This window comes from Microbulbifer mixtoriginis (SeqCode), from assembly GCF_052467945.1.
In genome coordinates, this window is record NZ_CP174328.1 from 1,919,620 (window position 1) to 1,946,164 (window position 26,545).

The window sequence follows — 26,545 nt, forward strand, 5'->3', positions numbered from 1 at the left end:
GGAAACTCGATGTCTGCAATGAGCCGTCTGGCCCTGCTGGCTGTGGTATTTATCGACTTGATGGGTCAAGGACTGCTATTCCCCATCATTAATGAACTGGTCATGTCCACCAAGTTTCAATTCCTGCCTACAGACACCGCACAATCCACCCGCCACCTCTACTATGGCATTGTTATCAGTAGCTTTTTTTTAGCTTGGTTTATTGGGGCGGTGTATATCGCTAAGTTATCTGACAGTATCGGCCGAAAAAGCGCGATGGTACTTTGTTTGGTTGGCGCCCTGGCAGGCTATGCAATTACACTCGCAGCCTTATTTGCCAGCAGCCTGTGGTTGCTGATTCTTGGGCGCGTGGTCAGTGGATTTACTGCCGGCAACCAGCCCATTGCCCAAGCGGCAATGATTGATGCAAGCCGTGATGAACTGGATGCTTCAAAAAACTTGGGGTTACTGGTGGCGGGAATGAGCGCGGGAGCAGTTGCGGGACCAATTATCGCTGGAGTCTTAGCCGACAAGGCCCTGCTCGGTAATATTGCAAGCATTCAACTGCCTTTTTATTTTGCGCTACTTTTGGTTGCTATCACCCTCGGCCTAATTCTGCTCTTTTATCACGATAGCCGCCCCCCGACTTCGCCTATTCAATTGCGCTTATCTGACTTATTCAGGCAATTTGCACACCTCAAAGAGAGGCCCTTAGTCATCAGGCTTTGCCCAGCTTACCTAAGCTTTATGCTGGTTCACCTCAGTTTTTATATCTTTATCACCAACTATCTCAGCAGCCGCTTTGGCCTCGGCTTACTGGGAACCAGTATGGCCATGCTATTCATGGGAATCGCCGTGGGTACTTCCAGTATCTTTTTGGTTAAACCCGTGCTGTCTAAATGGGGTAAGCCACTGGTTATCAAGGTATCGGCATTGACTATGGGGGCCTGTGCGCTGGTTTTCGCTTTCAGTGACCAGGTCTGGCTTTGTTACTTGAGTGTGTTTCTCGCCTACTTGTGCTTTGGACTAGCCTATCCGGCACTATTGAACTTATTTGCCAATAGTGTGGATGAGAGCGAGCAGGGATGGGTAATGGGTATCGCCACAGCGGGCTTCACCATTGTGGCCACCCTTATCTCACTTTTGGGAGGCGGCGCTATGGAAATTAATATCCGACTACCATTTTTTATCACAGCCATTGCGGCCGTTTTCGTTTTGATACTGAGCTGGTTCAGTTGGCGTAGCAGTGCAATGAAAAAAATTGTTGATCGGTGAAGCCCCCTGAATACTATCGCGGTATCACTGCGGCCCAGAGCTTGAAATGTGGCCGCAGAAATACCTGAACTAGCGTTGCTACCTCAAGCTATAGCTTGCTTGCCAAGTCCTTAATTTCGTGATTCAGTATTCGATCGTTATGGCTGTAATCCATGGGAACTTCTATCAAATGTACCCCGCCCTCCCTGCAGCACTTCTCAATCATCGGTTTCAATTCATCTGTTGCCTGTATGCGATGCCCTTCGGCACCATAAGATTTCGCATAAGCCACAAAATCAGGATTGGTGAAATCGAGACCAAAATTCTTAAGCCCCATCATGGACTGCTTCCATTTGATCATGCCATAGGCATCGTCGCGCAAAATCAACACAATTAAGTCCAGCTTCAGGCGAACAGCGGTTTCTATTTCCTGGGAGTTCATCATAAAACCCCCGTCCCCACAGATAGCCACCACCCGGCGATCGGGACAAACCAGCTTGGCCGCCATGGCCGATGGCAAACCAGCCCCCATAGTGGCCAGCGCATTATCCAAAAGTACGGTATTCGGAAAGTAAGCGGGATAATTGCGGGCAAACCAGATCTTGAACATGCCATTATCAAGGGCAATCACGCCCTTCTCTGGCATCACCTCACGCACATCCCTTACTAGTCGCTGGGGTCTGATGGGGAAAGTATCTGCGCTCGAACCCTCCTCAATATGCTTCTGCAAGGCAGCACGGATGCGGTGAGCATCACTAAAACTCCAGTGCTCTTGCGGCTCTAGGTGTTCCTGCAGCTGCCATAGGCTGTTGGCGATATCACCGATCACTTCTATCTGCGGGAAATACACCGGGTCCACCTGGGCCGCATTGAAGTTAATATGTACCACTTCTGGCCCACCAGGGCGCATAAAGAACGGGGGCTTCTCTACAACATCGTGACCTACGTTAATGATCAAATCTGCCTGCTCAATAGTGCGATGAATAAAGTCACCATCGGATAAGGCCGTATTGCCAATAAAGTGCGGCCCCGATTCATCGATCACTCCCTTACCCATCTGCGTGGTAATTGCGGGGATTCCCAGCTTTTCCACAAATTTTCTCAGCATCTTCGACGTCAGCTTTCTGTTCGCGCCGGCGCCGATCAGTAGTAGAGGCTTGCGAGAGCTTGCGATAGCCTCAGCCGCCTTACGAATGGCTTTTTCTTCAGCAATGGGACGGCGCTGATAGCTGATGTCGAGCACCGGCATGGCGGAATGCTCCCGGGCGATATCCTCAGGAAACTCCAAGTGCGTAGCCCCTGGCCGCTCTTCCTCTGAGAGACGAAAGGCTTCGCGCACATACGCCGGCACATAATCCCCTCCCACAATCGTTTTTGTGTACTTGGTAAGGGGCCGCATCATGTCGACGATATTAATAATTTGAAATTGTCCCTGCTTGGAACTTTTAATAGGTTTCTGCCCAGTAATCATCACCATAGGCATCCCTCCCAGCTGAGCATAAGCTGCCGCGGTAACCAGATTAGTGGCACCTGGCCCCAGGGTTGCCAAACACACACCAGACTTACCGGTAAGGCGCCCATAAGTGGCCGCCATAAATCCAGCGGCCTGCTCGTGACGAGTAAGGATTAACTGTATTTTGGAGCCCCGCAAAGACTCCAGCATATCCAGGTTTTCCTCGCCGGGAATACCAAAAACATACTCAACCCCCTCGGCTTCCAGGGCGCGCACAAATAGATCGGATGCTTTCATAGGAGCGTCTCTCGTCGTTGTAATCACTCATGATTTGGCCAGGTATGGGGTATTCGACACTTCTTTCTTTACTTTTTTACTTGCTAGCCTAAAACCTGATCCAGCATTCCCCGCACCCATTGGGCAGAGTCAGTATTTTGCACGTACGGATGCAAAACCCCTCTGAGTTTTAGCACAGGATGACTCCTTCGGAGACCGCAAACTCCACTTTTCCTATTAGTCCAGTTTGGAAGACTACTTTGCAAGGCAAATTTGCCCATGCCAGCTGCTTGCTAATATCTTTCAACGGAGAACTGGATCTGGATAGGCGGACCCCATGGACCACAAGAGTGAAAGCAGTAAAATGATATTGCCAATCCCGAATCAGCCAGCCACAACAGCCTCACAATCTACTCTAATGCCAGCAGATCGAGAAAGCTCGGCCGCCTTTTGATAGCAGCCCCTTATGAAAAGCAAAGAGAAGACTCACAAGGGAAAATGGTTTCTATCGCTGGCGGCGCTCGGCGTGGTTTTCGGAGACATAGGTACCAGCCCCCTGTACGCGGTTAAATTGATCTTCCACTCGAGGCTCAATATTCCTTTAACTGAGGCCAATATACTCGGTGGCGTTTCAACGATCTTCTGGGCCCTGATACTGATCGTGACAATCAAATATGTGACATTGATAATGCGGCTGGATAATCGTGGGGAAGGCGGCATCATGGCACTGATGACGCTGGCAATGGATGCCACAGAAGGACGAAAATACCTCCAATGGTTTGTAGTTACCGCCGGTATACTTGGCGCTGCACTTTTCTTTGGGGATGCCATTATTACCCCAGCGATCTCTGTACTCTCGGCTATAGAGGGGCTTGAGGTTGGAAATCAGACACACCAATCTCTAGTGGTACCTATCTCCATTGGAGTCTTAATTTGCCTATTCTCAGTTCAGCGCTACGGTACCTCTACCGTAGGAACACTATTTGGACCCATCACTGCTCTCTGGTTTCTCACACTTTTGGTGGCTGGAGTATCCAGTATCATCAACAACCCTCAGATTCTCCATGCGATCAACCCTGAACATGCCCTGAGATTCCTCACCAGTCATGGTTTTAGCTCATTCTTGGTATTAGGCGCTGTTCTTCTAGTTTTTACCGGAGCTGAGGCACTTTACACCGATATGGGTCACTTCGGCCGCAGCCCAATCAGAATGGCATGGTTGGGATTGGTTTTTCCCGCTCTTTTTCTGAACTACATGGGACAAGGTGCACTGTTGATGAGCCATCCCCATGCAGTCGATAACCCCTTCTACCGCATGTTTCCCAGTTGGGGGCTTTATCCGGTAATCATACTTGCTACCGCCGCCACAGTTATTGCCTCTCAAGCCTGTATTACCGGCAGCTTCTCCTTGGCCAAACAAGCAATGCAACTAGGGCTTTTACCCCGCCTTACCCTTCGTCATACCTCAACTCATCTTGAGGGGCAGATATTTATGCCAGGCGTTAACAGGCTGCTTATGTTTTTAGTGATAGGGGCGGTAGTGGGTTTCGGCTCATCCACCAATTTAGCCGCTGCCTACGGTGTTTCCGTAAGCGGCGCCATGTTGATAAGTACTTGCCTGGCCGCGGTTGTATACCGCATTCAATTAAAATGTCACTTACTACTTTGTCTATCAGTAGCGGCCTTCTTTATCTGCATCGATCTCGCCTTTTTCTCCTCCAGCTTGCTAAAAATTAGTCATGGTGGCTGGTTTCCTCTCGGTTTAGGTGCTATAGCCTGTATCTCAATGTTCACCTGGAGAGATGGCAGGGAAGCCTTAGCACTGCAACTTCAGCGTCAAGAATTCAAACTGGAGCCTTATCTAACCGCCCTGCTGAAGAAAAACCCTATAAGAGTGCCTGGAACTGCAGTATTCCTAACCTCCAGACAGCTATCCACCCCCCACGCACTGATCTATAACCTGAAGCACAATAAAGTATTACACGAAAACTTACTGTTCATTACTGTATCATTTGTGAATGCTCCACGGGTAATGCCTGGCAACCGGTATATCCTCAGCGAAATCCGTGAAAACTGCCACTACTTACTTTTACGCTATGGCTACATAGAGCAGCCGGATATTTGGAAGGTTTTAAAGCGGCTACGCCTTAAGAAAGAGCTGGATATCGACCCCAATAAGGCTTCATATTTTTTAACAAGACAAACCATCACCCCAACCAAGCAGGAGGATAGCCGTATGTTCTTATGGCGAGAGCGGTTGTTTGCGGTTATGTTCCGCAATGTGAGTAGCGCTGTAGAGTATTACCGTATTCCTATGAGCCGTGTGATAGTAATGGGCGAAAAAATCCGAATTTAATTTAAACGATAAAGCAGTAGTGCCAAGTGGCACCACTGCTTACCAGTAATGGGAAATCATTAACTTATTTATAAAGCGGGAATCTAAATCACTCCGAGCCGTGACAAGTGTTGTCGGGCAAACTGAATCCTTCTCTGCTGTACTTCGGCAAAACTCTTACCATCTATATTGACTGCAAAAAAATACATATTGCTGCCAGTTTCCACTACGCCAACATACCAACCCAAAGCAAATTCATCATTAATCTGCCCGCCTCCCGTTTTTGCATAGAGCTTGTACGAGTCTGTCTCCTCTACCAACATAACTTCTTTGAATAAAGCAAGAGAGTCATCAGAAATAGGCAGGGCTCCAGAAAATAGCTTTTGTAAGAAATTCACCTGCTCCTTGGCCGATATCTTCAGGCTCCCATTTAGCCAAAATTTATCCAAACCAGAGGAGATATCCCTGTTGCCATAGTCGAACTGAATCAAATATTGATTCATTCTCTTCCTGCCTATTTGAGAGGCTAATTGCCGATAAATAGGCACTGCGGAATTTTGAAAAGCCGCCCGGATGGGCAGCGGCTTGTCGTACCAAATACTGGGCCACCATCGCTGAGCCGGATACTTCAAGTGGTCATAGGTTAATTCCTGTACAAGGCTGCGGACCAAACCAGCATCTAATGCAATCAGAGTGTTAGGCACCTTAAAGGTTGAGAACGGCGTGAGCCTTACATCGGCTCTCTTTTCATTGATGATTGAGTAAGTGGCCTCTTTGTGATTTTTCAGTACAAATGTGCATGATTTGCTACATTCGATATCTTCGGAAGACCAGGCGAGACTACTAAAGAGCAGGAATAATAATACGATTGCTTTCAATTTGAACTTCCCAGAGGTACTGGTTAATAAAATATCTGATCAGGGTAGCAATCATAAACGATCCTGCCGCATTCTCACCTGCCTTCATTTCAGGAGTACTCCGACACGGAGGTTGCACAGGTAGCTGTTACCGGCATCGAAAACTGCGCAAAGACCTATTCTACCCTTCGACTCGACTGAATTAGCTTTGCTAATGCCTTGTGGGCATCAACAAGGCCCAATCCGGTATTATTGGCACCTAAGTGGGATCGCCTTGCCGTACCCTGAAGCGACTGCGCTACCAATGGCACAGCCTCACCGCTGGAGTACCCATAATGATCCGCTGCATCCAATAGCAACGCGCTGATAGCCGCCAACTGTGGTGCGGCAAAAGAGCTACCGGATTCAAAGTTATGGCTTGAAACTGAGTAAACTGCATCTCCCGAAATAGCAAAGCTCCGCTTGATCGCCAAGGGGTTATAACCAGGAACCGTGGCAGTTAAAGAGACTTCGTTGGAGAATGGCTGCAAATTGATCGCAAACATCAAGTTTTGACTGCCTGGAGCACCTTGATTTTGCTGTAAAAAAGCCTTGATCAGATCCAGGTCATAGGTAAAGAAACTTCCCAGCGGAGGAAGGCCTAGACGCTTGCGAACATCCGTATTCTCACCTTCCAGGTCAGTACCTGTATTCCCAATTGACTTGGTAAATATTTTGGATTGCAAAATATGGGATAGATGCTCCGAGAAATCCGGATCCAGCTGATCATTGGTGATATGAAAAGCCCGACTCATATTAATTACATCAATATCATCTCGGTTACGCATGTAAGCCATGGCTTCATTGTACGTTTTGCTTTCAGTACTTATGGGTACAATAGTAGCCTTGGGCGCAATATCGAGGATAATATCAATAACGGTATTGCCATGCAGGAAGGTGATGGGATCACCAAATTGAACTTCGGCTTCGATATTAGGGTGTCGCTCACGCTGTTCCTGTAAACGAACAGGATCAAACAAATCAAACACCCCAATGACAATGCCCTCACCGTCAAAATGCCGTACCAAATTCTGATGCTTGAGGTTATAGCTAGGCACATAGGGATACAGGAATTCATTCAGCTCCATCCGGAACATATCTAAATCCGCAATAGCGGCTTCAAAAGTTAACCTGTTCTCTTCTTGGTAATCTTCCGGCTGAAAGGTATATAAAAGTTCGGCGAGCACGGTAAACTCAGTGATAGACTGACCCCACTTGTGCATTTTCAATTCATCAACCATATAAAGCGATTTAGCCCACCCCTGATACTGGTCAAACTCAGCGGCCAAATAATCATCAAGTATTGGAGTAACAGGCTCCTCCCAAGGCCAGGGTGTTAGCTCTTTGACAACCTGTAAAGAGGCTCTCGCTTGATCTACGTTGGGATCTGATGCAAAGACCTTTACACTCAATACAATCAGCAACACCACAAATACTATCTTATTCAAAACCACTTCCTTTTTATTTGAATTTATTCTGGAATGACAACAAAAATATGCCAGAGACCTCACATGAGTATTTTATTTAACAGTCACAACTTCTCTAACTCAAATTAATAGAACCATGGCCCTGATAAAAAGGCAACCTATTAGGCTATCTCCACCCCACAGGAAGCACTCCTATAAAAAGGCTGTTTTTACAGGGCATCTGCAATTCGGAAATTAAGTATTTTATATTGTTTGATGCACTAGAAATAGACGTCACACTTTACTACTTATGTACATGGTTTTCACTTGAGCAAAGTAGCCATTAAAACAAGCCCCCTCCCAACCATGTGAAATCGTTGGCGCAGCCATTCTAGAAACCTCCTTTAGCATTGCATTCCAAATCCCTCACATTGGCGCAAAGTCGAGAAGCCAGCAAAACTTAAGTCAATACCGCAACTTTATTAGCAAGGCTTTATGTATAAAACAGAATAAGAAAGGCACGAGAAAGAAATATCCATATAGAACGCACTTCAAATCAACCCAAATATAACAGCCGAAAACACCTTCATTTAATTAATGTTTATAAACTTCTTCGTTTAGAGGCCATGAAACGACAATGTCACTCAATTTGCATAGAAAATCAACTATCAAGTTTTCTCCCAAAAACATTTGCCTTTCATACTATACAATATTTAGATAAAACCCATCCCAAGGAAAATTAGCTAAGGCTGGCTCCACCTCAAAAAAATTACTATTTTTATATGTTATTTTTCCAAGCCCTTAAAACTACCGATAAAAGATTTTTTATTTTGCTCTTTTCCTAGCCTTAATTGCTGCCATATTAAGCTTAAAAGCCTCTCAAAATTGCTTGGCAATATAATTTGAAATGTCAACTTCAAACCTTGAATTACTTTTGAACCTATTTGAAAGTTGGTCATGTAAAGTAATATTTAAAGGGGCTTTTAATCTTTCAGCTCACCTTAAATATCATACTAGCTCATGAAAGCATATCCCTTTCCGCTGTGGATACTGGTGTAACCTTCAAATTCACCAACCAATTTATTTACTCCCCCCCCAATCGCTTCACACATAAAATATACCCAGTAGCCTGAGTAACTCAATGAGTACTGAATTAGCTTAAGTCGTTTATCTCCTGCCTATGTTAATTGCACACTAAATAATCCAAAGGTAATGGAATGTCACAATAATACTTTTTGTCAGGTTTTATACAGAATAAAGTTAACCTAATCTAGTTGGCTAAATATCTACTAGGTGGTTTATAATGCCAAAACCCGATAACTACTTAAAATAGGGACAATGGGGAATTTTAATGAATAAAAAGATGTTTCGACTTTCTGTAATTTCAGCAGCTGTTCTATTAACATTAACAGGCTGTGATAGTAATAGTAGCTCATCTTCTGATCCTGCAGTCACTCCTGCTGCAGCTACTCCTACACCTACACCTACACCTACACCTACACCTACACCTACTCCCGCCGATAAACCGCCAACAGCTAGCGATGTAACTATCAGCGGTGTTAAGCAAGGAATTCCGGTATCCGGAAAACTATTAGGCAGCGACCCTGATGGTGATGCCTTAACTTATAGTTTTTCAGAAAAAGATAAAGCAATTACCCCCGTTGATGACGTTTATAAATTTAGTCACGGCGAATTATCATTAAACAATGATGGCTTTGAATACACTTCAATCACAGGTCAAGACGCCACTATCACCTATACCGTAACCGCAAACGGTGCTTCGGCTTCTGCAAGAATCGAAATTATTGCTGATATTCCTCCAACAGCGAACACTGTTACTATAGATGGTGCAAAGCAGTGGATACCAATATCTATCGAGCTGCTGGGCAACGATGAAGATGGTGATGAGTTAGTCTATAGTTTTTCTGAGAATGGTGTGGCTGTTAATGAAGTAGATGGCATTTATACTTTTAGCCATGGGGAGCTTACAGAAGAAGACGGTCGATTTGAATATAGATCAATCTCTGGACAAGATGCCACAATTACTTATACCGTCACAGCAAATGACGTCTCAACATCTGCAACAATTGACTTCTTGAATGTTGCAAATGACCCACTAGCTTATCAGCAGTGGCACCTTCGCAATACAGGGCAAAAATCGTATGCATTAAGTGAGCAGATGGCTCAAGGTTTGGTAGATGCAGGATTTTACACACCCGTAGAAGCTGCCGAAGCACTTGCAGAAGGTGAAGCCGAGGAGCTTGTTGCCGGCGAAGATATGAATGTTGCAGCTGCTTATGCTCAGGGTGTAACTGGTGCAGGTGTAACAGCGGTTGTCGTAGACTCTGGTCTAGAGATTCGTCATGAAGACTTAATAGATAATGTGCTAGTTAATCGCTCTCTCAATTTAGCTTTATCGGCAAACGACAGAACAGACCCGACCAGTCTCTCCAATAGCGGCGATCATGGTACTAGTGTCGCGGGCTTAATTGCTGCTAAAGGCTGGAACAATATAGGTAGCCGTGGCACATCCCCAGATACTGGGTTAATCGGCATGAATTATTTGGGCGGTGATACAATAGAGCAAACCGAACTGTTAATTCATGGGTTTCCTGGAAGTGGTATTTCTACAAGCGAGGAAATCTCAGCATTTAATCGCAGCTACGGTATCACTTGGCCAGCTTTTATTGCTTACTCTGCTTTAGATGAAGCTATTGAATCTTACCCTAATCTTATGCTTCGAAGCGGCAAAGGCGCTTTGAACATTAAGTCTAATGGTAATTCTTTTATAGATGGCGGCCGCGAAGGGGCTTTCTGTAAAGACAATGGCGCTAATGAATTAGGTTTAACATGTTATAGCGCAGCGTTCGAACCCAGTCAGGCCCACCCATACTACTTGAGTGTTGCTGCAGTGAACGCCAACGGCAAACATACCAGTTACTCAACAGCCGGCGCAAGCACAATGATATCAGCTCCTGCGGGTGAGTATGGTCGCTGGGCGCCAGCGATGGTAACAACAGACCAAATGACCTGTATTAATGGTTATTCCGGCTTCAATGGTAGAACAATCAGCGCTTGGGGCGGCGCCTATGGCGAAGACTTTGCAGCTAGCCAGTTCCCGTTCAACTACCCTGGTCACCCAGAAAATGCAAGCTGCAACTATACTTCAACTTTCAATGGGACATCTTCCGCTGCACCGAATGCATCAGGTGTTGTGTCTCTAATCTTATCCGCAAACCCAGAACTGACTTGGCGTGATGTTCGACACATTCTGGCTTCAACAAGTACTTTGATTGACGCCGAAAACGAAAAAGTTGAGCTGACAATTGGGGAAGGTTCTTTTATTGCTCATGACGGCTGGATTGAAAATGCCGCGGGCTATCATTTTAATAACCTCTATGGCTTTGGCCGTGTTGATGCCGGCGCAGCTGTTGCTAAGGCTTTAGACTACTCAGAAAATCTTGGCGAGCAAATTATCACCGAATGGAAAGGTTTAGGCTCAACTGCTGGAGAGGAAGCCTTGCAGGCAACTATTCCAGACAACAGTGCAATTGGTGTAACTCGGCAAATCGAAGTAACAGAAGATATCATTATTGAAGCTATGCAATTCGAGTTTGATATCCGCAATGATGATATGGGGTCTTTTGTAAATGATAATCTACTATCCTCTGCAGGTAACGACCTGGCGCTTGAAGTAGTCTCTCCTTCAGGTACTAGAAGCGTTTTGCTCTCCTCTAAGCAGGCATTACTGGAGGCTTCTTGGAGCTCTGCAAATGGGTATAGCGAAGGTTATATCTTGGATGGTGCCGTATTCCTATCTAATGCGTTTTATGGCGAAAATGCTAGGGGAACTTGGACTATCAAGGCACTAGATACCGGTGACACCAACTTTGAATTTAGTGACACAGAAGATCTCGTTATTCTTGTAAATGAAGAGACCGAAGAGAAGCCGACAGGCATGATAAACAATCCCGTAGAAAGTGTTCTAGAGGGGGTATCATTAAGAACATTCGGTCGTGCTGCTCAATAAGAAGGATAATACAATGAAGTTAAATAAATTACTGATCTTAACTGCCGCATTATGTGTATCAGGCATGGCGCAAGCTAGCTCCATTGATAGCATGGACAAAAAAAATGCCGGAACCAAACCGCTAAAAACTTTAGCTGCAGCAACAACAGACTCTGCTGAGCTTGGCATCTTTAAAGTTGAGCGATCACTGAAAAGTGTCCCATCATCGATTGCTGCACCTGAACATATTGTTGCAAGAAAAGGTGAAGTAGCTATAGTGAATATTGGTGACGATTCTGTAAAAGATATTGTCGGTAAAGGTACAATAGTACGAAACACAATAACGAAAGAATTAACAACTCTAACTGGAAACGTAACAATTTTATTAAGTAAAAATGTTACTGCATCTGAAGTAGCTGAAGCTACCGGCATGAAAGTATTGTCGGTATTTCCTGGTACTGATATTGCCATCTTGAAAATTAAAGAAGGCAATGATTTGTTAGAAGCTTTCAATGCAATAAAACAGTCTGGCCTGACAATTGAAAGTCGAGTCGAAGTCACTGAAACTATGCATAAAGCACAATAGATAAAACAACCTATAGAAGTGAGTTTTATCTTATAAAAGCAAAAGGCATCGCTAATAAGTGATGCCTTTTCAATTGCAGATGGCGAACACCGCCCGGATTTAATCAACAAGATTTGGACTATGAATTCTGGCCGCTAGCTTTTCCAGCTTGCCGAAAGTGGATACTCAAGCCTGGATTGTAAAACCAAAAAATATTAACACTAGTATCATACTGCCCCATATGTGAAGCGCCAGAGCTTTTCCAGCACTCTCTATCGCCCAACCGTCGATACCTTTGCAAGGGTAACCCACTGCGAGCCGTATAGCACCAAACACCAATGACCGCGGTAGACTTTCTGAAAGACATGTATTACTATTTTATGCCACGCATAACCTACCGGTACTGTGTACCCTTACTGCGGAACTGAATATTGTGGCAAGTTGAAGCAGCATGATTATCAGTTGAACTTGAGCATAAACGAGATAGAGCTTACCAAGCCAAAAGTCAAGCACCCACAAACGAACACTATCTATAAACGCTCCCATAAAACCATTTGCAGGGGCTTCAGCAGCCCTCATTGCGTCGAAAGTTCTATGGACTCGTATATTACGATAATGATCATATTGACCTAAATAAAAGACCTGGAAGGAAGAATTCGTAAACTGAATTTAACCTGACAGAGCACCTTTTGAAAAAACCGGTAACTATCAAATCAAGTCTGAACTACTACAGTTGATCACTACACTTCACTAGCCCACCAATTCTAGAGCACTTTAGAGTTTACACAATTGAAACCTCAACGAAAACAGGTGCCTGTTCAATAGTCTCATGATATGGTTTAACAAATCTAATTTTCGCCCCATCAATTTCGGTCAACTGTTTAGACCAAGCTAAATCATAAAGAGTTTTCAAATCATTCTTATCAGCTTCAGTGAGCTCACTTTTTTCGCCATAATTCATAATGGAAAATGGCTTATGCACACCATAGATCACGCTGGGCCAAGCTTTCTCTTTCAAGTCAGCAAAGAAATGCCTCAACCCAAATATATGGCCCAGCTCGTGAATCATGGTATCAACCTGCTCTTTCCGACTTTGCTCAAACATTGTGGGAAAGAGCACCAGTTCATTACGCCCCGAATTAGGAAAAAAGGCACGCGCTAAAGTACAACCTACCACACTACAACTTTCTACAGGCTCTACTCTAATTTTAAAGTCCCAAACATTTGGGTTCTCATTAAATTTGACCGGAGAAGCATCCCCCCACTTTAACAAGGCCTCCCCAAGTAGAGCCCGAATATAGCTTTTTACTTCGTCTGGGTTTTTAAAATACCGCAAAGACTCTTCATCAAATTTCCACCTGAGCGTTACATCTTTACCCCATAGGGGGATGTACCCCTCTCCACTGTGCAACACTAAATCCAGCGGGGATCTATTTTTTAAGGCAGGATATCCCACTTTATCAGTGACACAAATCTTATTCTCACCATACTTATGAACCATAGGCTCGACGCAAGAATCACATTCTTTTTTTGACTTAAGTTCCAGATGGAGTGTTTCATTTGAATAGCTGCTATTGTCTGATGACACTGTAATCCACCAATATAAAATATTAAAGAAACATAACTAAAACGATAATACATGTTTAGTAAAACGCGGGGATATAGGTGGTTTCTCGCAGCAGAATCCTTTTGAAACTATATTAGAACCTCATAATCTATGCCATAGCACTATTCTCATTGCTTAACCAAGTCCCATCCGAGTAGGCATCAACAGTCTCTACTCCAAAGACATGGATTAAGTGGCGAAGACTTTCTTTAGCTTTGTCGGTAGTCTGCTTCTTATTGTTGTAGACGCCTTCAAGTTTAATCTAATTGGCAAAAATGATAGCCCCCGACCGTATCAATAGACTTCAGCTGCGCCTGGTAGGCAAGGTATACGTCCGACGACACCTGATGCTGCACTTTAAGGATCGGACAGAAGATCACATGGTTATGTGATCTTAAGACTGAGCTCAACAGGAGTTTTATCCATCCATGAAAGGTAAGAAATACTCAAGTTAAAACTGGACATAGCAGTTTTCTAGTGACCACCTAAAAACAGTGCAAAGTGATACTGCCTGGGCTCAACAATCATAATGACCTTCACCAACAAGAGAACTAAGCCCAGCACAGTGGGCCAGAAAGTGAAACCTCCAAAAATCTGTTCAGGTATTTCGTTAACTTCCCAAAAATATCATTCTAGATTCACGGATAAAGTAGATTTCTATAAGAAAGCACAACGTAGTAGAAGAAACCCAACAAACCAGCAAAGGCGCTCCAGTAGCTTGAACCTGAATCACTCGTTCAATTTTATCTCACTTCTTTACCTACTCTTTGCTTTTGATCCCCCCTTGGCAAAGCCATCGTTTGATAAATTGATATAATGGGAACAAGTGGCATCATGAGAGTATCGCCAAATAAATGACTTGATGGCTAGCGACGCTTTATTTTTTTAATTCTTAATTAGTGCCACCCACCTATATAGATTGAACATCACTATATCAATACAAATACCCAAGAATAACAACATGAGTGCGGCAGCTAATGCTATTAGAGGAGCCTCTACATGCTCATTAGAATTCGGCAAATGAGCCACAAAGTAAGTAAAAATTAATATAGCGAGCAAGTATAGAGTCCAGCACCTTTCGAGGTGCTGAAAACATTTATTCTGATTAATTTGAAACCTTAAAACGATGAGCTCTGCTAATACAAATATTATTACTCCAGTTAAAGACAAGACTAGAGCAAATTGCATTGCTCTAGGTAAGCTTGGAAATAATGTTGCTGTGTGTGTCATCTCCCAAAATTTAAGACCAAGGACCAGGGATGTGAACCAAGCAGCGCCCAAAAACACCCCTACAAACGGTTTAAATTTCCAGTAACTTTCAGTCATTTTGAATTCCCCAACTTTGTTTGGACACTCAAAATTTCAGATACAAAGTAAATTACGTTGAAAACTATGACTACTAAAAAATCACTTACGATTCAAAGAGTCGTAGCCCCAGTATATTTAAGCCAGACAGAATAATGGCATATTTGTCAGCTATCGTATGGTTTGCAATAGGAGCCCTACTCATACTAACTCTAACTCCCTGAGGTAGTATGAGTAAGCTGATCAGTTTATTCGGCTATCCTTGTGTCCCTATTAGCCTCCTCTCTTCCATGTACAATCCGATAAAGCAGTGGCAATACAAATAACGTCAACAATGTCGAAGAAATAATTCCCCCAATCACTACCGTTGCTAGGGGTCTTTGCACTTCAGCTCCTGTACCTACATTCAAAGCCATAGGCACAAAGCCGAGGCTGGCCACCAATGCAGTCATCAACACCGGACGCAGACGGGTCATGGCGCCATCGATAATTGAAGTGAAAAGCCCACCTCCTTGCTGGCGTAATTGACGGATAAAAGAGAGCATTACCAGGCCATTTAAGACTGCCACACCTGATAGGGCGATGAAGCCAACTCCTGCAGAGATCGACAGTGGCATACCACGCATCCATAGAGCCAGGACACCCCCAGTCAACGCCAAGGGGACTCCGGTAAAGATAATCAGGGCATCCTTAAACGATCCAAAAGCCATTACCAGTAAGCCGAGAATGATAAGCAACGTTAACGGCACTACGATTGACAAGCGGGTACTTGCGGATTCCAGCTGTTCGAAGGTACCCCCATAGGCAAGCCAATATCCTGCTGGCAGGGATACCTGCTGCTTGATACTCGCCCTCGCCTCTTCCACAAAAGAACCCAGATCACGGTCGCGCACGTTGGCTGTTACCACCACACGTCGCTTACCATTTTCACGGCTTATTTGATTTGGAGCTGGCGTCATCTCCAAACTGGCAACTTCAGACAATGGCACATAGCTACCCAGTGGACTACCGGCGGGTAACGGCACAGGTAAATCACCGAGACTTTCGTAATCACGACGTAGTTCCTCCGGCAGGCGGACTACCAATTGGAAACGACGGTCTCCTTCGTAAATCAATCCGGCCTCCTCCCCACCAATCGCGGTGGATACTAAATCCTGCAGTGTTTTCAGATCAATACCGTAACGGGCAAGTGCGATTCGCTTGGGCACAACAGAGAGAACCGGCAGTCCCTCTACCTGCTCTACCCTCGCATCGGCAACCCCTTCAATACCATTGAGCACACCGAGGATTTCATTAGCGGAGGCCACCAGCTGATCCAGATCATCGCCGAATACTTTGATGCCCAGATCTGCACGCACCCCGGAAATCAGTTCGTTAAAGCGCATCTGAATTGGCTGAGTAAATTCGTAGTTGTTACCTGGCAACTGACGCACAGCTTCTTCAAGCTCTGCTACCAGTTGCTCTTGAGGTAGTTTCGGATTAGGCCACTGGCTCCGGGGTTTTAGGATCACAAAATTATCGGCCACATTGGGGGGCATTGGGTCTGTGGCCACTTCTGGTGTGCCTATCTTTGCGAATACTTTGTCTACCTGAGGAAATTCTTTAATTCGCTGTTCCAACAAGCGCTGCATCTCGACCGATTGCTCCAAACCGGTGCCGGGAATCCGCAAGGCGTGTAGTGCGATATCTCCCTCATTCAATTGAGGAATAAATTCCGAGCCCAGGGTGGTTGCAAGCCAGCTACAAAAAAGTACCAGTGCAAGAGCCCCGGAAAGTACCAGCCAGCGCACTTTCATCGCAGCGATTAGCAGTGGCTTATAAAGAGATTTGGTAGCAACGATCAGCTTGTTTTCTTTCTCACTGATTTTGCCTGTGAGGAAAACAGCAACCGCTGCCGGTACAACTGTCAGTGAAAGTACCAGCGCAGCCAGCAAAGCCATTACTACAGTAGCAGCCATGGGGTGGAACATCTTGCCTTCCACACCGGTTAAGGTGAACAATGGTATATACACCACCGTGATAATCAACACACCAAACAAGCTTGGGCGAATAACTTCGTTAGTGGCTTGAAAAACCAGTTCCAGTCGCTCTTGCAAGGGCAACTTGCCGCCTTTACGGCCCTGGGCTTCGGCAAGTCTGCGAATGGCATTCTCGACAATAATCACCGCCCCATCGACAATCAATCCGAAGTCTAGAGCACCAAGACTCATCAAGTTTGCGGAAACACCGGTTTGCACCATGCCGAAAATTGTGGCGAGCATAGAAAGCGGAATTACTGCTGCGGTGATAAAAGCTGCTCGAATATTCCCCAGTAGCAGGAACAACACTACAACAACCAGTAACGCCCCCTCGATAAGGTTTTTCTGTACCGTAGCAATGGCTTTATCTACCAGAGTGGTGCGGTCGTAAACCGCTTCTACCTTAATACCCTCCGGCACGGTAGACTTTACTCCCTCCAAGGCAACCGCAACATTGCGGGCTACCTCTCGGGAGTTCTCCCCCACCAGCATCATGGCGGTACCCAGTACCGTTTCTACACCATCACGCGTGGCAGCGCCGGTACGCAGTTCCTTTCCGATAGCCACTTCCGCCACGTCCGAAACTTTAACCGGCGCCCCACTGCGACTGGTAATCACTACATCTTCAATTTCGGCGATACCTTGTAACTGGCCTGGTGAGCGCACTAATAATTGACGACCATTATTCTCCAGGTAGCCGGCACCTCGACTCTCGTTATTCCGACGCAGGGCTTCGGCGATATCTTCCATGGAAAGACCAAAGTTGAGCATCTGCCGAGGATTGGGAGTAACGTGATACTGTTTGTTGTAGCCACCAATGGTATTCACTTCTGTAACACCGGGCACCAAAGACAATTGCGGCTTGATAATCCAATCCTGAATTTCCCGCAGTGCCGTGGCATCGTAGGGCTGCCCGTTCGGCTGGGTAGCGCCGGGGTTTGCCTCCACTGTGTACATAAAGATCTCACCAAGACCGGTGGCAATAGGCCCCATCTCGGGCTCCAGCTCCGGGGGTAAATTGCTCTTTATGGCACCGAGGCGACTGTTAATTAAATTACGGGCAAAATAGAGATCAGTCCCCTCCTTAAAAACCACAGTGACCTGAGATAGCCCATAGCGGGAAATCGAACGGGTGTATTCCAAGTTGGGGAGACCGGCAAGAGCTGCCTCCACCGGGTAGGTAATCCGTTGCTCAGCTTCTAATGGCGAGTATCCGGGGGCCTCAGTATTAATCTGTACCTGGACATTGGTAATATCGGGGACCGCATCAATCGGTAGTTTCTGGTAACTCCAAATCCCCAGCCCCACCAATACAAAGATCAGGGACAGCACGAAAAAACGCCGCTCAATTGAGAAGCGCAGGATGCCTTCAATCATCTTCTGGCCTCAATTAGTGGTTATGTGCAGCGCCGGATTTTTCGATATCCGCTTTGATCAGATAGCTGTTCTCAGTGACATAGCGATCCCCCGCTTTGAGACCACTCAGCACTTCCGTTACTTTGCCATCGGTACGCCCAAGCTTGAGCGGGCGAATTTCGTAGGCTTCGCCCACCTTGACAAATACCACTGTCCAATTGCGAAATGGCTGCAGAGCCCGATTTTCCACCACGAGAGGTACAGGGCTTTCACTGGTTACCACTTGGCCCTGAACCATTAAATCGGTTGTCCAAAGATCGTTAGGATTCTCAATTACCGCTCTTGCAATCGCGAAGGGCTGGCCATTACCGCCGGGAGCGAGGCTAGCAATGGTTGAATCGAAAGTTCTCTCTCCAGCTTTAATGGATACTTTTTGGCCGCGACTGATCTGGCCACGACGAGTGGGGAATACCTGTAGTTCAGCCCACAATTGATTGTAATTGGCGATAGTAAACAGGACTCGCTCACCACTAAACTCACCACGGCTGGCTTGTTTATCGATTATCTGGCCGCTAATAGGCGCAACCAGCGGGTAAGTTTGCAGGCTGTCATTGGATTCAATCGTAGCGAGTTTTTCCCCTTTTTCTACCAAATCACCCAGTGCTTTTTCGATAGTGACCAGAGTTCCCGGGTAGCGTGCGCGCACATGGCTAAGGCTGCGGTGATCAACGGCTGTTTTACCGTATAGAGTGACACTCTCTTTTATTGTGCCGGAGCCAGCAACAGTAGTTTCAATGCCGGCTTTTATTGCCATTTCCTCAGAGATTTGTACACGGCCTTCATGGGATTCGTAACTCCATTCTGCTCGCTCCCCGTTATGAAGAACAGAAACAGCAACATCGAAAGAATGCGGCTCCCCTACAGCACCTTCTCCGCGGTAATACCCGTTGCGTTGCTCCCAGGTAAATGAGATACGATCCACTTTCCCACCGAGTCTCTTTAACTCTACGGCAAGGCGAGCATTTTCCTGAGGCTTATCTCCCCGAGAAATCCAAGCGCGAAATTCCGGCTGAATGCCTCGCTCATAAATAAGCAGTTCAACTGACAGATCACCCTTTTCCAATAAACGGCCTCCATTTGGGCCTTTCTCTACCTCATGCTCGCCGTGCTCATCATGGCTATCACTATGATCACCACTTGCATAGCTTTGGGGCACCAACCAATTCCCCAAGAGAAACAGGGAAAGGAACAGTATCGCCAGCTGATTCGCTTTAGTTGACTCACTCATATTTCAATCCAAAATTATTTACTGCTATCGACGCTCATGGGCCCTAAGGGCCCGGCGGTCAGCTGTTCAATTTCTGCGCCGAAAAGAAGTACGGATCGCGCCGCTTCAATGCGGGCTCGCTCGGCACTCAACAATTCATCCCGGGCAGAAATCAGGTCTACATAGGAATCCCTACCCCGGCGGTAAGCGCGATCCACTTCAGTTAAAGCCTGGCGCAGCTTGGGGATTACAGAGTCTTGCAAGGTGGAGACAGTGCCCAGAGCCTGTTCACGGCTGGTCACTGCGAGAAAAAGCTGTGGGTAGAGCTGCAAAAGTGCTGCCTCACGACGCAGCATGACCTCATCCAGCTCTGTCATTGCCGTTAGCTCAGCACCGCGATTACGTTTGGCGGTAAATAGGGGGACGCTGAAACCCGCTTGGACTGCAGTTTCATTAACTGCCGGATTCACACGAAGACCTGCATACCATCCAACATCCGGTCTGGAATTCGCCTGGGTCAGGCGTAGCCGGGAAGCTTGCAAACGCTCTTCAGAAGCAAACCGTGCTATCGCAGGGTTTGCCTGGGCTCTTTCATAAAGCGCCTCAAAACTTGCACCCGGATCAAAGCGATAAAGCTCAGCGGTGTCCACGCGATAACTTTGGGCTGGCTGCCCCCAGAGTGCCGAGAGCGCATGCTTGTAGTACACCAGCATGCTCTGATCCATCTGTTGTGCGAGGACCGCTTTTGCCAGAGAAGACTCCGCACGCATACGCTCTGAGACGGGGCTGGCCGCAGCACTGACCCGCGCGCTTACAGCGCTCAAAGCCTCACGTGCCAGCGCGACTTTCTCTTCCGCCAAAACCACCAGCTCTTGGGCGGCCAAGACCTGGGTATAGCGGCGGATCACTTCCGCCAACAGATCCAAAGCCTTAGCCTGCTCATCGGCGATTAGCAGGTCGCGCTGCGCATTGACAACATCTATACGAGCCTGGCGTTTATTGCCCAGCTCCACGACTGAAGAAAGAGTTACCGTCAGCTCAAACTCATTGTCGGCATCATCCTCTGGATCTGGAGTATTGTCCGAGTCACCTTCATTGAAGTGCTTGTACTCGGCCTCAACACCCAGCTCCATCTCCGGCTTTAGTGCCGCAGTCTGCCCGGCACCATCCAAACCCCTTTTCTGCAATGGAAAAACTGCAAGCTCCGGATTCTGCGCAAGCGTAAGCCCTATCGCATCCGGTAGTGTTAGCAAGTCCCCCTCCTGTGCAAATACAGGTTGCACAGGCAAACACAATATCACCATCACCAATAGCCAGGCGGCAAGGCGACGAATCACACTCGCAATGAGCGTGTGAAACAAATCCATGGATATCTCCCAAATCACATCCCATATACGTGAGTTGGGTCTTGCGACTCTCTTAACTCACGCAGTAATAGATCAATCAGACTTGGGTTATAGGTGGGCGCAGTAAGGGAGAGAAGTAACCGCTGGGTACCGCGACATTAATCACTTCACGATAAGAAATGGTACCCCAGAGAAAGGGTTGGAATGACTGTCCGAGCAGTCCGGCAACGGTACTGCCATGGCAGTGGCAACAGTGATTACAAAAGTCGAGAAGTGGTGACTGTTGCGCGGGCTCATCGACAGGGAGCGAAACTTGAACCACCTCGCCAAGTTCCGGCGAAGTGAATTCACTATTGAGATCAGATTGGTCCAGATGGTGGGGAAGTAGATGCTCGGTTACATCCTGCAGTTCTTCATGACTGTCATAGAAAGCCCCTGCGGTCTGGAAGACCAGCAGTGCGATCAATAAAAAAGACAGCCTAACTAGGTTCATATGAACAGGGGGACCACAAAATCTTATCCTGGACTCTAGCAAACATGTCAGGATAGCTCAAACAGAAAACCCTCTCAGAATTTGCACACCGCCAACGGCTTTGAGAACTAGAAGCCCTAGTCAGCAAAGTGAGCCCCCTGTCCATTTGGTCACCCTCAACTCCTCTACACTGATTTTGATGCCATTAACTTGAGTTTGTACCGGGAGGTATCTGTATATGCTTGCCCCTCATCCACTTGGCTGCCACACCAGAGCAATGCTTCTTGCTGTGTCAATAGCCTTAATTCCGGCCGTAGTTGCACAGCCCACTCCCCCACCGCCTCAGCCAGGTAGTCCGCCGACCCAGGACCAGCAGGGGGGCTCAAACAATCCACCGCAGGGCCAACCCCCAGCTCCTAATGACAATACTACCGGTCAGGGCCAACCCCCTGCGCCACCGGGGGACACAACCGGTCAAGGTCAACCCTCTTCACCACCAGATACCTCATCTGGACAAGGGCAAATCGCTCAGTCCTTGGCGGGAGTTGACCAAAATGGTGAAGCTATTGATCCCAAAGCCATGGAGGCACTGAAGGCAATGGGAAAATACCTGGCGAGCATGAAGATGCTGATGTTCAAAGCCAGAATTTTTGCCGATGTAGTACTTGAGAATGAGCAAAAGTTATTGATCGGGGGCAAAGTCAGATACATGGCAATGCCACCAGATAAACTGCGCGTGGATATGACTACTGATTCAATTACTCGGAACTTTATTCACAATGGTGGCAAGTTCACCATGATTGCCCCGCGCAATGGTTATTTTGCCGAAATGGAGGCCTCTCAGCCTACCTCCCAAGTACTCTCCAAGGCAGCAAAGGAATACGGCATTGAAGTACCTTTTGCAGACCTTCTGGAATGGGGGCGCAAACCGGACGCCTGGGCAGGGATCAAGGAGGGCTTTCTGGTTAACTCTCCCAAAGTTAACGGGCAACGTACCAAGCACTGGGCTTTCCGTTCGGAAAACCTGGACTGGGAGATCTGGATCCAGGTTGGCGATAAGCCCCTACCACTTCGCATATCCACCGTTAATACCCGCGATCCAGCCAAGCCGCGCTTTATCGCGACACTTAAATGGATGAAGGCCAAACCAGAAGCGGCAAAAGAGTTCACTCCAGCTACCGGGAAGCACAAACAAATCCCGTTTAAAAAGGCTGAGCCAAACAAGCAGGAGGCGCCACAATGATCCATGCTAAGCATCGTAAGTCGCGAGCCTTGTCACTATGGGCGGCACCACTATTACTCTCCGGAACTCTGCTTGCCGCAGTGTTCAGCTCTCAGGTGGAGGCGCGCGAGCATTTTGGTGGACGCGGCGCGCATTTTAATGTGGGTGGACACTTCAATGCGGTTCGCCCAGGACCCGGAGGAGGCTTCCACGGTGAATTTGCACGGGGGGACTTTGAGCGCAGGTTCCCAAACCACCCACCATTTCACCCCATACGCCCGGGGCACCACCGTCACCCTCCTTACCCCCCACCCTGGCGCCCTCGACACTGGCCCTATCCAGGCCCTAGATATTGGGGGGTTACTGCCGTGGGTGTTGGTGGCTGGCTCTACACACTACCTCCCAGCTGTGTCAGTGTGACGGTCGGTAATGTGACCTATGAGCGATGTGGGTCTTATTGGTATCAACCCCATTTCGTGGCAGGGCATATCGCCTATCGGCATGTAGGAGCACCACGGCGGCCGCGGCGATAGCTTGAAATTCTTCCAGCGCCTAACTGAAACTCCCTGTTGGGTTTATGGCGCTGGGAGACTTATAGGAAAGTTAGTCCTCTGTTCTTTCCGGCCCACCCTCGGCATAGGATTTACTGATACCACGGAGGATGCTGAGCTGTTTGCCAAAGTTCCTACATGGGGCGCACATTGCCAAATGCAGCTTAAGGCTGGCCTGCTCTCGCAAGTGCAGCCTGCGCTCCTGGGACTCCGACATCAACCGCGTAGCTTCCCGGCACGATTTCATTGACTCAGCCCTCCACGCCAAACCAGTTATCTTCCAGGCATTCACGTAATCGCAGGCGCGCCCGGTGCAGTGTCACATTTAAGTTGCTCACCGAAATCTCTGCTGCGGCACAGATCTCGTGACTCTCCAGCTCAATGAACTCTCGCATCATAAAAATTTGTGCCTGGCGGGAAGGCAGATGATTGAGGCATGCATCGAAGATTCGCCAAAAATGCTTGTCGTGAATGGCCGACTCGGGGTCTGCCCATTTCTTTGGTCGCTCATCCTTTCTCCAGTGGCCGGTTTGATCAAATAACTCGTCGTGATCGTGCTCCTCGCGATCGCCACGCACCAGCTGGTCTGCATCAACAAAGCGCTGCCGTTGTCGCAAAATGTCGGCAATCTTGTTCTTCAAGATGGCAAACACCCAGGTTTTCAGGGCCGATCGCCCGGTAAAGCTGCGGGAGTTTTTCAGGGCTCCCATAAGGGCCTCTTGCACAGCATCTTCGGCCAATTGGGCATCCTGCAACTGCAAGCTGGCAAAACGAAGCATCTGCTGGCGCAGATCCACCAGAAACTGGGGGTTCTGCAAGGATTCCTCAACTCTTGGTTCAGGCGAAGCATCAGGGGCAAGGTAATCGCTCAACTACGTTCCCTCATAAAATCGAAGCGGAGACCGGCGATATTAACTAAAAAGCGAGAATTATCTAACAGCCAGCTCACCCTGACACCAAAAGGCAACTTAATTCCCTCTGCCGGTACTAACAACACAATCACAAAGTTATTAGTCGTGAAGCAGCGGGACTTGTTACAAAAAGAAAGGACAGGTAAAAAATAACCCACGAATGGCGCCCAGCGCCCGAAAGGAAAATCACTCTGCGAAAGGTATGCTCCATGCATGATATTGTTCAGGACTACTACGGACGCCAGCTAAAAAGCACATCAGATCTCAAAACTGATGCCTGCTGCGATGCCAGTGCGGTGCCAAGTTGGCTGAAGCCGCTACTAGCCAATATACATCCAGAAGTCCTATCCCGCTATTACGGTTGTGGGCTCGTTTGCCCCCCGCTTTTAGAAGGCTGCAGGGTTCTCGATCTTGGCTGTGGTTCAGGTCGCGATGTCTACCTTCTCTCCCAACTCGTGGGAGCAAGCGGTGAAGTGGTCGGTATCGACATGACCGATGAACAACTACAAGTTGCTCGCCAGCACCAGGGTTATCATGCGGAAAAGTTTGGTTATGACAACATCACCTTTCTGCATGGTTATATCGAAAAACTGGATGAACTCGGCCTGGAACCGGGTAGTTTCGATGTTATTGTCTCCAATTGTGTCGTGAACCTCTCTACCGACAAAGGGGCCGTGTTACGAGGCCTATATCAATTATTAAAGGAAGGTGGGGAGTTTTACTTTTCCGATGTGTATGCCGATAGGCGCGTCCCTGACACTCTGCGTACGGATCCCGAACTTATCGGCGAGTGCCTGGGTGGCGCTCTCTACTGGAACGATTTCCTCGAACTGGCCCAGGCCAGCGGCTTCCGCGATAGCCGACTGGTAGAAAGTCGCCCACTGGAAGTGACCAATGCGCTTTTGCTTGCCCGCTGTGGCAGTGTTCGCTTTTACTCCGCCAGCTACCGTCTTTTCAAACTGGCAGGCTTGGAAAAAGACTGTGAAGACTATGGCCAGGCTGTAGTTTATAAGGGGAGCATTCCAGAAGAACCGACTGAATTTGTATTGGATGGACACCACCGGATTGAGAAGGGGCGTGTGTTTTCTGTCTGCGGTAATACGTGGAAAATGCTGGCAGAAACGCGCTTGGCTCCCCACTTTGACTTTATCGGTGACTTCTCCCAGCACTTCGGTTTATTTCCCGGTTGCGGTCGAGAGATGCCTTTCTCTGAGGGGGCTACTAACCCTTCAATAAGCAGTAGCGACACTGGTAGTCAGTGCTGCTAACCGTCTGACCCAACTACTCAGCGTCGCAACAGCGACGCTGAGTATTCAAGCTCTATTACGCCGAATGACAATGTCGAGAAATTTAGGGACTCTATGTTCGAGCCAATAATTCGGCCGCCACACAGAACCCCCAACAAATCCCACATGCCCCCCCTGTAAAGTGACTTCTAACTGCACCATGGAGCTCACTTCTCTCTTCTCGGGAATAGCCGATGGACAAACGAAGGGGTCATCCACAGAGTTTACGATCATCGTTGGCACCCCAATTTCCCGTAAAAGATGCTTGCTAGATGCCTTGGTGTAATAGTCATCAACATCCCGGAACCCGTGCAAGGGCGCGGTAAAAGTGTTGTCAAAGCGCCGGAAGTTGGCAAAGACGGTTGCATCATCCACATTTGGCAGAGCTGCCGCCATACAAGGGTCTTGCGCCTTTTGTTTGAGAGTGAGGCGCAGGCAACTCAAAAGATGGCGCTGGTAAAGTCTGGAAAGGCCAGTATTAATCTTGCGACTACACGCATGGAGATCCATTGGAGAAGATATCGCCACCGCCGCAGCCACCGGGCTGCAGGTTCCATCCTCCCCCAGCATCTTAAGCAGTACATTGCCACCCAACGAGTAACCCACCACCGTAATTGGGGTCAGGGGTAACTCCCCCCTCAGCTGTTCTACCAACCAACGTGGATCCTCACTATCTCCGCTGTGGTATGCCCGGGGCAGCCTGTTTGGTACACCCCCACAACCGCGGAAGTGCATGACAGCAACCTGGTAGCGGCGTGCGAGTAAGGATTCCATCATACCCTGGACATAGGGAGAAGCCACCGAGCCACCCAGACCATGGAGAATCAAGACTAATGGGAGTTCAGGGTCATCAACCAAAGGGCGAGGAGTGAGTAGTGCGAGACAATCCCCGTCCGGTGTTTCATACCAACGGCACTGGGTTTCTATCCATGGAGCTGGGCGATGCACACGGCCAAAGACGGTTTGAATATGACAGTTTCCAAGACCTGTGGCGGGGATAAACTGATCAGTCATATACCGGATTCCGCTATT

At 47.6% G+C, this 26,545-nt stretch carries 19 protein-coding genes; 7 read left to right on the forward strand and 12 right to left on the reverse strand.

Annotation, left to right across the window (positions count from 1 at the left end; genetic code table 11):
• Positions 1–9 precede the first annotated feature (9 nt).
• Positions 10–1,254 (forward strand): MFS transporter, encoded by a 1,245-nt coding sequence (locus ACJJIJ_RS08380; protein WP_444939270.1) that lies wholly within the window; start codon positions 10–12, stop codon positions 1,252–1,254.
• 88 nt (positions 1,255–1,342) lie between these two features.
• Here the strand turns inward: ACJJIJ_RS08380 and ACJJIJ_RS08385 are convergent, their stop codons facing one another.
• Positions 1,343–2,983: an acetolactate synthase large subunit gene (locus ACJJIJ_RS08385; protein ID WP_252081750.1), complete on the reverse strand. Its 1,641-nt coding sequence runs from the start codon at positions 2,981–2,983 to the stop codon at positions 1,343–1,345.
• A gap of 445 nt (positions 2,984–3,428) precedes the next feature.
• On the opposite strand from ACJJIJ_RS08385, the gene ACJJIJ_RS08390 reads away from it, so the two are divergent.
• A complete protein-coding gene (locus ACJJIJ_RS08390) occupies positions 3,429–5,318 on the forward strand; it encodes a potassium transporter Kup (RefSeq protein ID WP_444939271.1) in 1,890 nt (629 codons plus the stop codon).
• 83 nt (positions 5,319–5,401) lie between these two features.
• Here ACJJIJ_RS08390 and ACJJIJ_RS08395 read toward each other — a convergent pair whose 3' ends face one another.
• Together ACJJIJ_RS08395 and ACJJIJ_RS08400 are read right to left on the reverse strand one after the other, a co-directional pair.
• Positions 5,402–6,175 (reverse strand): penicillin-binding transpeptidase domain-containing protein, encoded by a 774-nt coding sequence (locus ACJJIJ_RS08395; protein ID WP_444939272.1) that lies wholly within the window; start codon positions 6,173–6,175, stop codon positions 5,402–5,404.
• A gap of 155 nt (positions 6,176–6,330) precedes the next feature.
• A complete protein-coding gene (locus ACJJIJ_RS08400; RefSeq protein ID WP_444939273.1) occupies positions 6,331–7,641 on the reverse strand; it encodes a hypothetical protein in 1,311 nt (436 codons plus the stop codon).
• Between the two features lie 1,309 nt (positions 7,642–8,950).
• On the opposite strand from ACJJIJ_RS08400, the gene ACJJIJ_RS08405 reads away from it, so the two are divergent.
• Positions 8,951–11,629, forward strand: a complete 2,679-nt coding sequence (locus ACJJIJ_RS08405) for a S8 family serine peptidase (protein ID WP_444939274.1) — start codon at positions 8,951–8,953, stop codon at positions 11,627–11,629.
• A 13-nt stretch (positions 11,630–11,642) separates the two neighbouring features.
• Positions 11,643–12,194, forward strand: a complete 552-nt coding sequence (locus ACJJIJ_RS08410; RefSeq protein ID WP_444900656.1) for a serine protease external chaperone — start codon at positions 11,643–11,645, stop codon at positions 12,192–12,194.
• A 760-nt stretch (positions 12,195–12,954) separates the two neighbouring features.
• On the opposite strand, the gene ACJJIJ_RS08415 is transcribed toward ACJJIJ_RS08410, so the two are convergent.
• From ACJJIJ_RS08415 to ACJJIJ_RS08440, 6 genes are all read right to left on the reverse strand, one after another.
• Entirely contained in the window at positions 12,955–13,761 is an 807-nt protein-coding gene (locus ACJJIJ_RS08415) for a zinc metalloprotease (RefSeq protein WP_444900655.1), read from the reverse strand.
• Between the two features lie 903 nt (positions 13,762–14,664).
• Positions 14,665–15,105 (reverse strand): hypothetical protein, encoded by a 441-nt coding sequence (locus ACJJIJ_RS08420; protein WP_444900654.1) that lies wholly within the window; start codon positions 15,103–15,105, stop codon positions 14,665–14,667.
• 227 nt (positions 15,106–15,332) lie between these two features.
• Positions 15,333–18,479 carry an efflux RND transporter permease subunit gene (locus ACJJIJ_RS08425; RefSeq protein WP_444884744.1) on the reverse strand — a complete coding sequence of 1,049 codons (3,147 nt, stop codon included), beginning with the start codon at positions 18,477–18,479 and terminating at the stop codon, positions 15,333–15,335.
• A gap of 13 nt (positions 18,480–18,492) precedes the next feature.
• On the reverse strand, positions 18,493–19,746 hold the full coding sequence (locus tag ACJJIJ_RS08430; protein WP_444900653.1) for an efflux RND transporter periplasmic adaptor subunit: 1,254 nt from the start codon (positions 19,744–19,746) through the stop codon (positions 18,493–18,495).
• A gap of 14 nt (positions 19,747–19,760) precedes the next feature.
• Entirely contained in the window at positions 19,761–21,092 is a 1,332-nt protein-coding gene (locus ACJJIJ_RS08435; RefSeq protein WP_444939275.1) for a TolC family protein, read from the reverse strand.
• Between the two features lie 76 nt (positions 21,093–21,168).
• A complete protein-coding gene (locus ACJJIJ_RS08440) occupies positions 21,169–21,564 on the reverse strand; it encodes a hypothetical protein (protein WP_444900651.1) in 396 nt (131 codons plus the stop codon).
• Between the two features lie 268 nt (positions 21,565–21,832).
• Between ACJJIJ_RS08440 and ACJJIJ_RS08445 the strand changes: the two genes are divergently transcribed.
• Both ACJJIJ_RS08445 and ACJJIJ_RS08450 read left to right on the forward strand, forming a co-directional pair.
• The gene (locus ACJJIJ_RS08445; RefSeq protein WP_444939276.1) at positions 21,833–22,786 is read left to right on the forward strand and encodes a DUF2092 domain-containing protein; all 954 of its coding nucleotides are present in this window, start codon (positions 21,833–21,835) and stop codon (positions 22,784–22,786) included.
• Positions 22,783–23,298, forward strand: coding sequence for a hypothetical protein (locus ACJJIJ_RS08450; RefSeq protein ID WP_252081766.1), 516 nt, complete (start codon positions 22,783–22,785; stop codon positions 23,296–23,298). Before ACJJIJ_RS08445 ends, ACJJIJ_RS08450 begins: the two co-directional genes overlap by 4 nt.
• A 70-nt stretch (positions 23,299–23,368) precedes the next feature.
• On the opposite strand, the gene ACJJIJ_RS08455 is transcribed toward ACJJIJ_RS08450, so the two are convergent.
• Together ACJJIJ_RS08455 and ACJJIJ_RS08460 are read right to left on the reverse strand one after the other, a co-directional pair.
• The gene (locus tag ACJJIJ_RS08455) at positions 23,369–23,563 is read right to left on the reverse strand and encodes a zf-HC2 domain-containing protein (RefSeq protein ID WP_444886313.1); all 195 of its coding nucleotides are present in this window, start codon (positions 23,561–23,563) and stop codon (positions 23,369–23,371) included.
• Positions 23,564–23,567: 4 nt separating this feature from the next.
• Entirely contained in the window at positions 23,568–24,188 is a 621-nt protein-coding gene (locus ACJJIJ_RS08460) for an RNA polymerase factor sigma-70 (RefSeq protein WP_252081768.1), read from the reverse strand.
• Between the two features lie 248 nt (positions 24,189–24,436).
• On the opposite strand from ACJJIJ_RS08460, the gene ACJJIJ_RS08465 reads away from it, so the two are divergent.
• Entirely contained in the window at positions 24,437–25,495 is a 1,059-nt protein-coding gene (locus ACJJIJ_RS08465; protein ID WP_444939277.1) for a methyltransferase domain-containing protein, read from the forward strand.
• Positions 25,496–25,540: 45 nt separating this feature from the next.
• Here ACJJIJ_RS08465 and ACJJIJ_RS08470 read toward each other — a convergent pair whose 3' ends face one another.
• On the reverse strand, positions 25,541–26,527 hold the full coding sequence (locus ACJJIJ_RS08470; RefSeq protein WP_444939278.1) for a hydrolase: 987 nt from the start codon (positions 26,525–26,527) through the stop codon (positions 25,541–25,543).
• Between the last annotated feature and the right edge of the window lie 18 nt (positions 26,528–26,545).

Bases quoted from the DNA above. Each gene is read 5' to 3' on its own strand.
- ACJJIJ_RS08425 (WP_444884744.1), bottom strand. From the start codon at position 18,479: ATGATTGAAGGCATCCTGCGCTTCTCAATTGAGCGGCGTTTTTTCGTG.
- ACJJIJ_RS08430 (WP_444900653.1), bottom strand. From the start codon at position 19,746: ATGAGTGAGTCAACTAAAGCGAATCAGCTGGCGATACTGTTCCTTTCC.
- ACJJIJ_RS08470 (WP_444939278.1), bottom strand. From the start codon at position 26,527: ATGACTGATCAGTTTATCCCCGCCACAGGTCTTGGAAACTGTCATATT.
- ACJJIJ_RS08420 (WP_444900654.1), bottom strand. From the start codon at position 15,105: ATGACTGAAAGTTACTGGAAATTTAAACCGTTTGTAGGGGTGTTTTTG.
- ACJJIJ_RS08405 (WP_444939274.1), top strand. From the start codon at position 8,951: ATGAATAAAAAGATGTTTCGACTTTCTGTAATTTCAGCAGCTGTTCTA.
- ACJJIJ_RS08380 (WP_444939270.1), top strand. From the start codon at position 10: ATGTCTGCAATGAGCCGTCTGGCCCTGCTGGCTGTGGTATTTATCGAC.
- ACJJIJ_RS08440 (WP_444900651.1), bottom strand. From the start codon at position 21,564: ATGAACCTAGTTAGGCTGTCTTTTTTATTGATCGCACTGCTGGTCTTC.
- ACJJIJ_RS08385 (WP_252081750.1), bottom strand. From the start codon at position 2,983: ATGAAAGCATCCGATCTATTTGTGCGCGCCCTGGAAGCCGAGGGGGTT.
- ACJJIJ_RS08390 (WP_444939271.1), top strand. From the start codon at position 3,429: ATGAAAAGCAAAGAGAAGACTCACAAGGGAAAATGGTTTCTATCGCTG.
- ACJJIJ_RS08410 (WP_444900656.1), top strand. From the start codon at position 11,643: ATGAAGTTAAATAAATTACTGATCTTAACTGCCGCATTATGTGTATCA.
- ACJJIJ_RS08465 (WP_444939277.1), top strand. From the start codon at position 24,437: ATGCATGATATTGTTCAGGACTACTACGGACGCCAGCTAAAAAGCACA.
- ACJJIJ_RS08455 (WP_444886313.1), bottom strand. From the start codon at position 23,563: ATGAAATCGTGCCGGGAAGCTACGCGGTTGATGTCGGAGTCCCAGGAG.
- ACJJIJ_RS08450 (WP_252081766.1), top strand. From the start codon at position 22,783: ATGATCCATGCTAAGCATCGTAAGTCGCGAGCCTTGTCACTATGGGCG.
- ACJJIJ_RS08435 (WP_444939275.1), bottom strand. From the start codon at position 21,092: ATGGATTTGTTTCACACGCTCATTGCGAGTGTGATTCGTCGCCTTGCC.